The sequence below is a fragment of the Paracoccus sp. (in: a-proteobacteria) genome (genome assembly GCF_046462195.1).
Lineage (GTDB): Bacteria > Pseudomonadota > Alphaproteobacteria > Rhodobacterales > Rhodobacteraceae > Paracoccus.
Genome location: NZ_JBKGUN010000091.1, coordinates 1 through 8,441, shown reverse-complemented (window position 1 = coordinate 8,441; position 8,441 = coordinate 1). Strand labels below are relative to the sequence as shown.

General features: G+C 65.0%; 7 protein-coding genes. 1 reads left to right on the top strand and 6 read right to left on the bottom strand.

The genetic code is table 11. From position 1 onward, the window contains the following. Positions 1–816, bottom strand: an 816-nt coding sequence (gene recA, locus ACLHHB_RS05990; RefSeq protein WP_410217370.1) for a recombinase RecA, incomplete at its 3' end; no start/stop codon positions are given. Between the two features lie 241 nt (positions 817–1,057). Between recA and ACLHHB_RS05985 the strand changes: the two genes are divergently transcribed. Then, complete coding sequence (locus ACLHHB_RS05985) at positions 1,058–1,642, top strand: hypothetical protein (RefSeq protein WP_410217369.1); 585 nt, start codon at positions 1,058–1,060, stop codon at positions 1,640–1,642. Positions 1,643–1,649: 7 nt separating this feature from the next. On the opposite strand, the gene ACLHHB_RS05980 is transcribed toward ACLHHB_RS05985, so the two are convergent. The 5 genes from ACLHHB_RS05980 to ACLHHB_RS05960 form a co-directional block, all read right to left on the bottom strand. Then, positions 1,650–3,761, bottom strand: coding sequence for an ATP-binding protein (locus ACLHHB_RS05980; RefSeq protein ID WP_410217368.1), 2,112 nt, complete (start codon positions 3,759–3,761; stop codon positions 1,650–1,652). A 61-nt stretch (positions 3,762–3,822) separates the two neighbouring features. Continuing rightward, complete coding sequence (locus ACLHHB_RS05975; protein ID WP_410217367.1) at positions 3,823–4,980, bottom strand: RsmB/NOP family class I SAM-dependent RNA methyltransferase; 1,158 nt, start codon at positions 4,978–4,980, stop codon at positions 3,823–3,825. 104 nt (positions 4,981–5,084) lie between these two features. Then, positions 5,085–5,393 (bottom strand): hypothetical protein, encoded by a 309-nt coding sequence (locus ACLHHB_RS05970; protein ID WP_410217366.1) that lies wholly within the window; start codon positions 5,391–5,393, stop codon positions 5,085–5,087. Continuing rightward, entirely contained in the window at positions 5,390–7,942 is a 2,553-nt protein-coding gene (gene ctaD, locus ACLHHB_RS05965; protein WP_410217365.1) for a cytochrome c oxidase subunit I, read from the bottom strand. The genes ACLHHB_RS05970 and ctaD overlap by 4 nt, the downstream gene beginning before the upstream one ends. Beyond that, on the bottom strand, positions 7,939–8,441 hold a 503-nt coding region (locus ACLHHB_RS05960; protein ID WP_410217364.1), incomplete at its 5' end, for a cytochrome c oxidase subunit II. The genes ctaD and ACLHHB_RS05960, both read right to left, overlap by 4 nt.

Genomic DNA, 8,441 nt, shown 5'->3' with positions numbered 1-8,441 from the left:
GAATTCGACCTGCTTGAACGGCGGGGCGAGTTTGTTCTTCACCACCTTCACGCGCGTCGTATTGCCGACGATATCGTCGCGGTCCTTGATCTGCCCGGTGCGGCGGATGTCGAGGCGCACCGAGGCATAGAACTTCAACGCATTGCCGCCGGTCGTCGTCTCGGGATTGCCGAACATGACGCCGATCTTCATGCGGATCTGGTTGATGAAGATGACCATGCAGTTCGACCGGCCGATGCTGGCGGTCAGCTTGCGCATCGCCTGGCTCATCAGGCGGGCCTGGCTGCCCATCTGCATGTCGCCCATGTCGCCCTCGATCTCGGACTTGGGTGTCAGTGCCGCGACCGAGTCCACCACCACAAGGCTGACCGCGCCTGAACGCACCAGCGTGTCCACGATCTCCAGCGCCTGCTCGCCGGTGTCGGGCTGGCTGATCAGCAGTTCGTCCAGGTTCACGCCCAGCTTTTTCGCGTATTGCGGGTCCAGTGCATGTTCGGCGTCCACAAAGGCGCAGACCCCACCCTTCTTCTGTTCCTCGGCCACGACATGCAGCGTCAGCGTCGTCTTGCCCGAGCTTTCGGGGCCAAAGATCTCGATGATGCGGCCCTTGGGCAGGCCGCCGATGCCAAGCGCGATGTCCAGACCTAGGGAACCGGTCGAGGTCGACTCGATCTCGGCCACGGGGCTGTCCTTGCCCAGCTTCATGATCGAGCCCTTGCCGAACTGCCGTTCGATCTGGGCCAAGGCGCTGTCCAAGGCCTTCTGCTTGTCCGCGCTGCGTTTGTCCGTCATGTCGAAGATGCTCGCCTGTGCCATGTGATCCCTATCGTTATTTCACAGCGCTCCGGGCGGGGCAATCGTTTCGACCGACCGGATGTTCTCGTCCTGTTCCCATTAGATGCGTCATCGGCCTCCTTTTTTCAAGGACGCCAAGGTGAATTCCCGCCTCCCGCTGCAGCTTTGCCGAACAGGTCTTAACAAAGCGTTTACAGCCCCGGGGCGCACCGTTATCCACGGCCGCAACACAAATATGGGCACTGGACCAAGGCTGTACAACATGCTGATTTTCTGGGACCAAAGGCTGGTCTTCCTTGCAACGCCCAAGGCGGGCTCCAGTGCTATCGAGATGGCGTTGGAGTCGCTTGCCTCCGCCTCGCTGCAGCGTCCCGCGACGTTGAAGCACACCGATATCGGCACGTTTCGTCGTCATCTCGGGCCATGGCTCGAGGCGCAGGCCGGGGAAGCTTTCACGACCGTCGCCCTGATGCGGGAACCGGTGGAATGGTTGCGCAGCTGGTACCGCTTCAAGCTCCGCGATGACATCGATGATCCGCATCCCATCATGGAGGGTGTGGGCTTTGCCGACTTCGTCAGGGAATACGCCCGTCCCGAAGGTCCCGGGACCACGGGCGTCGGAACGCAGGCAGGATTTCTGACAAACGGTCAGGCGCGCGTCGACCGTATCTTCCGTTACGAACAGATCCAGGATTTCGTCGATTTCCTCGAAGGCCGGCTGGACTGCGCGATTGAGCTGCCCCGTATCAACGTGCCGCCCAGTGTGGACGTCCACCTTGACCCCGAGGCCGAGGTCAGGCTGCGCGCGTCGATGGCGCGCGACCTGGACCTTTATCAAACCCTTTGAAGGTTTATCAGTGCAGGCGTCCGCCTTGCGGGCGTGACAACTGGGCATCGACCATTTGGGTCAGCTCGTTCAGAGTAAAGGGTTTGGCCAGGAAGGCTGCGCCCTCGACAGGAACCTGACCGTCCACGAAGACATCCTCGGTATAGCCGGACATGAAGATCACCCGCGCGGACGGCACCAGCTTGTGGCCTTCGCGAACCCAAGTCGGACCATCCATGCCGGGCATCACCACGTCGGTGACGAAAATGTCGATCTGACGCTCGCCTTCCTGCAGCAGGCGCAGCGCGGCCTCTCCGGAAGCCGCCTCCAGCACGTCATGTCCCTTCAGCTTCAACGCGCGCGAGGCAAAGGCACGCACAGGCGCCTCGTCCTCGACAAGAAGGACCGTTGCACGGGGCCCGGCCTGCAGCCGCGGCGCTGCCATCGTGGCCGGGGTGGGCAAGGGCGTAATGCTGGCGGCCTGCTGTGCCAGGGCCGGGAAGTAGATCGAGAAGCAGGTGCCTTGTCCGACCGTGCTGTCGCAGAAGATATAGCCGCCCGTCTGCTTGACAATTCCGTAGGCGGTCGAAAGACCGAGGCCCGTTCCTTCGCCAAGGCGCTTGGTCGTGAAGAAGGGCTCGAAGATCTTGTTCAGGTGATCGGCGGCAATGCCGCAGCCCTGGTCGGTGACCTTGATGCAGACATAGTCGCCCGATGGCAGGGTGACGCGGTCACGCGCCAACGGCGCCTTCAGGTGCAGGTTTTCGGTCCGCACGGTGATATCACCGCCGCCGGGCATGGCATCGCGGGCATTGACGACAAGGTTCATGATGACCTGCTCCAGCTGGCGCTTGTCTGCGCGAATGGCGCGAAGCGCCGGATCATAGGTGATGGTAAGTCCCACCCGCTCTCCCACGAGGCGATTGAGAAGATGGGTCAGGTCGGCCAGAGTGTCGCGCAAATCCAGCGTTTCCAGCCGCAGCGTCTGCTTGCGCGAGAATGCCAGCAACTGGCCCACCAAGGCGGCGGCACGATTGGCGTTCTGGCTGATCTGGTCCAGATCGGCGTAGTCGGGGTCATGCCTATCGTGGCGCAGCATCAGCAGGTCGCAGTGACCGCTGATCGCCGTCAGCAGGTTGTTGAAATCATGCGCCACACCGCCCGCCAATTGGCCTATGGCTTGCATCTTCTGGCTTTGGGCGAACTGCGCCTCCAGCGTCTTCATGGCACTGGCATCCGACAATACGGCGATCAGGCAGTCTCGATCAGCGGGGTCCGGAGCGGCCGTCAGCTGAAGGTGACGGTCGCGCATGTCGTTTCCGCGGCTGTCCGGATGACGCAGGCGCAACATTTCAGACCGGTTTATGGTCCGGCCGGCCAGAAGATCGGCCAGCCAATCGGCCAGGGGGCGGCCCGGACCTTCCAGCAACTGGGCCAGGTTCTGGCCGCTGTTTTCGGGCTGCAGCATGCCGTCCAGCAGCTGGCGGGCATGGATGTTCGCACGGGTGATCGTTCCATTGGCCGTCAGGCGCAGCAACGCAATCGGGATGGCGTCGAAGTTGTCGGTATCGTCGTCATCCAGGGCCCGCGCGATTTCGTGCGCCTCGAGCATGGCGCCTGCGCGGTGAAAGGCCCAAATCTGCAGCGGCGCATCCGGTTGGCAGCTGAGCGACAGCACGTCCCCGCCGTCAAGCTCGATCTCGGCATTTCCGAGGCGCATGGCGCGGGCGGTAAACTCGGCCATCTGGCCCGGGGCATCGGCGCGCAGCCGCGACATCAGCGCCAGGATTGGCCGGCCGGTCAGATCCTCGTATCCGTGCAGGGCCGCGTTGTTCTGGTAAAGGACCTGGCCCTGTGGATCGCACAGCCAGATCGGGTCGGAGGCTGCCGCCACCTCGCTGCGGATGGCCCGGATGGCGCGGCGCGCGGCCATGCCACGCGCAAACTGCGCCACGGAAACCGCTCCTCCCAGCAGGTACCAGGCGACCGCGACCGTCGCCATCAGCAGCCCGGTGAAACCTTCGGCCGCCCCGGGTGCAATCACAAGGATTGCCGCACCCAGCACCATAGGCAGCAACAACAGCGGCAAGGCCGCCAAGGCGGCCGGAGGCAAGCCTGCCTGTTCGTCCAGATGCGTCATGAGAATCGTCCTTCTGCCTTGCGACGATTCCAAAATTAACGCTTTCCGATTTAAAATTGCGTTAATCCGCCTCATGTGCGGCCTGCAAAACGGCCAGGTAGAAGCCATCGCTGCCCGTCAGCGGGGTCCAGAGGCGGCGCGTGATCAGCCGGAACCGCCAACCGCGCGTCTCGAGGGCAGCGACCTGTGCGTCGTTTTCGGCATCAAGCACCGAACAGGTCATGTAGGCCAGATGGCCACCCGGTCGCACCAGCGGCGCCACCTGATCGAGGATGCGTGCCTGCAGCGCCACGACCTGATCAAGCTGGTCACGCGTCAGCCGCCATTTGGCATCCGGGGTCCGCCGCCAAGTTCCTGACCCCGAACAGGGCACATCGGCCACCACCAGATCAAAGGTGCCCTGCGGACGGGTCACCACCTTGATCCGGGCGCCCGCACGCCCCGCCCGTGCCGGCAGGTCGGCCATGCGGGCCGGAATGGCATCATGCGCACTGATGCGGGCAGCCGGCTCAAGGGATGCAATCGCAAGGGCCTTGCCTCCGCCGCCCGCACAATAGTCCAGCACATGGTCGCCCGCCCGGAGGGGCAGCAGGGCACAGGCCAGTTGCGGCGACAGGTCCTGCAATTCGACAAGCCCATCCCGGTAGGGACCGGAGCGAGCCACCGCCCGCTCGTTCTCCGTGACCCGCAAGGCCGAGGGCAGTTCGGGATGCTGCTCGGTCGTGATCCCGTCGGCCTGCAAGGCCGCCGCAGCCTTTTCGGCCGTCGTGCGGGCCATGTTCGTGCGCAACCAGACGGGCGCGCGCTGGGTCATGGCGGCGGCCACCGTTCCGGCATCTGGTCCGAGCGCCTGCTGCCAGTCGGGGCGCAGCCAGTCTGGAAGGTCGTCAGGAAGGTCCTTGGGGGCCATGGTCTCCTCCTCCGCAGTCAGCGGCGCGGGCGCGTGCCCCTGACCCGTGAAGAGCGTCACCGGGTCCAGTCCTGCCAGCTTGGCATGGCCGATCATCAGACCGCGCCCCGTCAGGCCACCACCCAGAACGGCCAGGCTGTCCCGCCGCCGCAGCGCCCCGAAGACCAGGTCGCGCAATGCGGCCCGATCACCCGAGCCGGCAAAGCGGCTGCCGCGCGACCAGCGCAACAGGGCTTGTTCGGCCGGGGCGCCGGCCAAAATATCGTCCAGGACCGTAACGGCGGCCGCAATACGCGCGGCGGGTGTCATCGTTCGGCCAGGGGGGCGGGACGAGGGGGAAACATGGCGTGACCTTTCAGCGGCTGCAGGCGGCGCGCCCGGCCCTAGCACAACGGGCCGCGAACGCTCAATCACTAGAAGCAGGTCGAGGTGACAACGACCGGAAAAAGGGTGAATGCGCTGGCGACAAGGCCGATCCACGAGCCAAGGGTAATGATCCTGCGCGTGACGCCATCACCGGTGGGCATGGTCACGACCAGGATCACGTGAAGTACCAGCCCCGCGATCCAGGCGGCCCACATTGCCATGTGATGCAGGTCGGAAAACAGGACGGGCCGTTCGGTCCAGCCCAGGTTGCAGCCTGTCCCGTGCAGCGCATAGACCAGCGAAAACAAGGCTCCCCAGAGGATCGGCCCCGCAAGGGCGCGCAGCAGCCAGATCATTCCAGCACCTCCTGCGCCAGGATCAGCGCGAACGACACCGCCGAGGTTCCCAGCCAGAACAGCTGGAACAGCTGCCAGACGGCAGTGGCCCCACGCCGTTGCGCGCTGATGCGGCCCGTGCGGGCATCGACATCCGAACGCAGCGCCAGCATCAGCGCGATCACGCCGTGTACGGCCGCAAAGCCCACCGTCGCGCCGCGCAGCGCGTCACGCGCATGCCGGGTCGGGTCGTCCAGCCCGAAGACCAGCCCCCCCAGCAGCACCAGGGCCACGCCATTCGACAGCAGTCCCAGCCGTGTCCAAAGCCGTGCGCCCGCAACGGCGCGCCGTGTCTCGGCCAGAACCGCAGACAACATGCCGAATGCCATCGCCGCCAAGGCCCCGACAGACAGGGCCAGCATCGGCCAGATGGCGATGGTGCTTTCGGGGGACGGCCAGTTCGGCGCCACGACGGTCAGGAAACCGACCCCGAACAGCAGCGAGCCGAACAGCGTCGCATCGGCCATCAGCAAGGCGACACAGCCGGTATAGGCCAGCGTGTTGCGAACCTGATAATGCAGCGGCAGTTCCAGTCCCGGTGCGACATGGGCGGCAGGCAGGTCACGCTCGACCCCCATGATGGCGCCCCACCGCCACGCGGCGATCAGGGTGGCGATGATGCCCAGCGGCGCCAGCCAGTAGAACCCCGCCAGCATCGCCGCGAAAAAGCTGCCGATGGCGGCGGATGTGGCCACCGGCAGTGCCGTGTTGGTCGCCAAAACCGCCACATGGTCAGGGCGTCCGCTGCCGGGTTCGACCACCAGCGTTTCACGCCAGCCACGCGGTGCACCCGGCAACAGCCCTTCGCCCCGCGCCAGGGGCAGCATCCCGCCCGCATCGGGCTGCCGCGGCCCGGGCAGCGAGGCGAAGTTGTAGGAAGGCGCAGGCAGCGGCATCGCCCATTCCAATGTCGTCGCCTGCCATGGATTGCGCCAGCTGCGACGCCCGAACATCCACTGCATGAAGACATCAAAGGCGAACAACGCAAACCCTGCCGACTGGATCATCCCGAAGATGGACGAGGTCAGGTTCAGCCATTCCCATTCCGGGTTGCCGGGATACACGCCGACGCGGCGCGGCATGCCCATCAGGCCCGTCAGGTGCATGATGAAGAAGGTCCCGTGAAAGCCGATGAAGATCAGCCAGAAGGCCGCCTCGCCCAAGCCACGCACGCGCCAGCGCCCACAGATCAGCGGCATCCAGTAGGTCACGGCCGCCAGCATCGGAAAGACGAAGCCGCCGATCAGCACGTAATGCAGATGGGCCACCACGAAATGCGTGTCATGCGCCTGCCAGTTGAAGGGCACCATGGCCAGCATGACACCCGTCAGCCCGCCCATGACAAAGGTCGCGAAGAAGCCCATCACATACAGCATGGGCAGTCGGAACTGGACGCGCCCTTCCCACATCGTGCCGATCCAGGCAAAGATCTGCACCGCCGTCGGCACCGCCACCAGCGCCGATGCGGCCGAAAAGAAGGCCAGCGCCATGTGCGGGATGCCCACCGTGAACATGTGGTGCACCCAAAGGCCGAAGGACAGGAACACCAGCCCGATCACCGCCGCCACCAGCGCGCCATAGCCCAGGATCGTCGTGCGCGACATGACGGGAATGATCGTGGACAGGGCGCCTGCGGCCGGCAGGAAGATGATGTAAACCTCGGGATGGCCGAACAGCCAGAAAAGATGCTGCCACAGCATCGGGGAACCGCCCCGCGCCACATCGAAGAACGGCCAGTCGAAGGCGCGCTGCACCTCCAGCAGGATCGACCCCAGGATCAGCGGCGGAAAACCCACCAGCATCATCACCGACGTGCCCAGAAGGTACCAGCCCATCAGCGGCATGCGCGTCAGCGGCATGTGGGAGGCCCGGCAGCGCAGGATCGTCACCGTGATCTCGACCGCCGCCGCCATGGCCGAGATCTCGACAAAGGTGACGCCCAGCAGCCAGACATCGGCATTGACGCCGGGCGAATAGGTCTTGTCCGTCAGGGGCACGTACATGAACCACCCGCCATCGGGAGCCACCCCGAACAGCAGCGACAGCACGATCACGGTGCCGCCGAACAGGTAGCAGAAATAGCCGAGCGCACTGAGACGCGGAAAGGCCATGTCCCGTGCGCCCAGGATCTTGGGCAAAAGCCACAAGGCCAGCCCTTCCAGCAGCGGGATCGCGAACAGGAACATCATGATGCTGCCGTGCATCGTGAAGATCTGGTTATACAGCTCGACGTCCAGGAACGCCCCTTCGCGGGTGGCCAGCTGCGCACGGATCATCATCGCCAGCACGCCGCCGAAGGCGAAGAAGACAAAGGCCGTCACCATGAAGCGCAGGCCGATCGTTCCGTGGTTGACCGAGGTGAAGAAACCCCGCCACCCCGGCAGGTCCGACCAGACCCGGTCCAGCTCCCGGTGCAGCAACAGCGCGCGCTGGGGGTCGTTCGGGGCAATGGTCACGGCAGCATCGGTCGCATCAGCGCCCGGTGCCGAGGAAAGGCTTGCATCGGTCATGGGCGGGCCCCGTCAGAAGTCGTGGACGCATCATCGGCGTCGGTGTTCGCGTCGAAATGCCGCTCGGTCAGCCACAAGGGTTGTTCCAGCATCGGCCCTTGGGCACTGGCGAAATCGGGCAGCGGGCCTGCCGGATCATAGGCCACCACCTCGAAGCGCATGAAGGGATGGCCATTGCCGCAGAATTCGGCGCAAAGGCCCTCATAGGTGCCGGGACGGTCGGCCATCAACCGGTGCAGGTTGGGATGGCCCGGAATGGCGTCCATCTTGCCGCCCAGCTGCGGTACCCAGAAGCTGTGGATGACATCGGTCGAGGTGATGGCCACGTCAAAGGCCTGCCCCGCCGGGACATAAAGGATGCCCTGTGTCCGCACCGGCTCTCCGTCCGGACCGGGCTGGACGAAATGCCAGGTCCATTGCGATGCCGTTGCCTGCACCGTGACTGTGCTGTCGTCGCGGGCCAGCATCCGCTCTCCCACCCACAGCGCAGAGCCCAGCA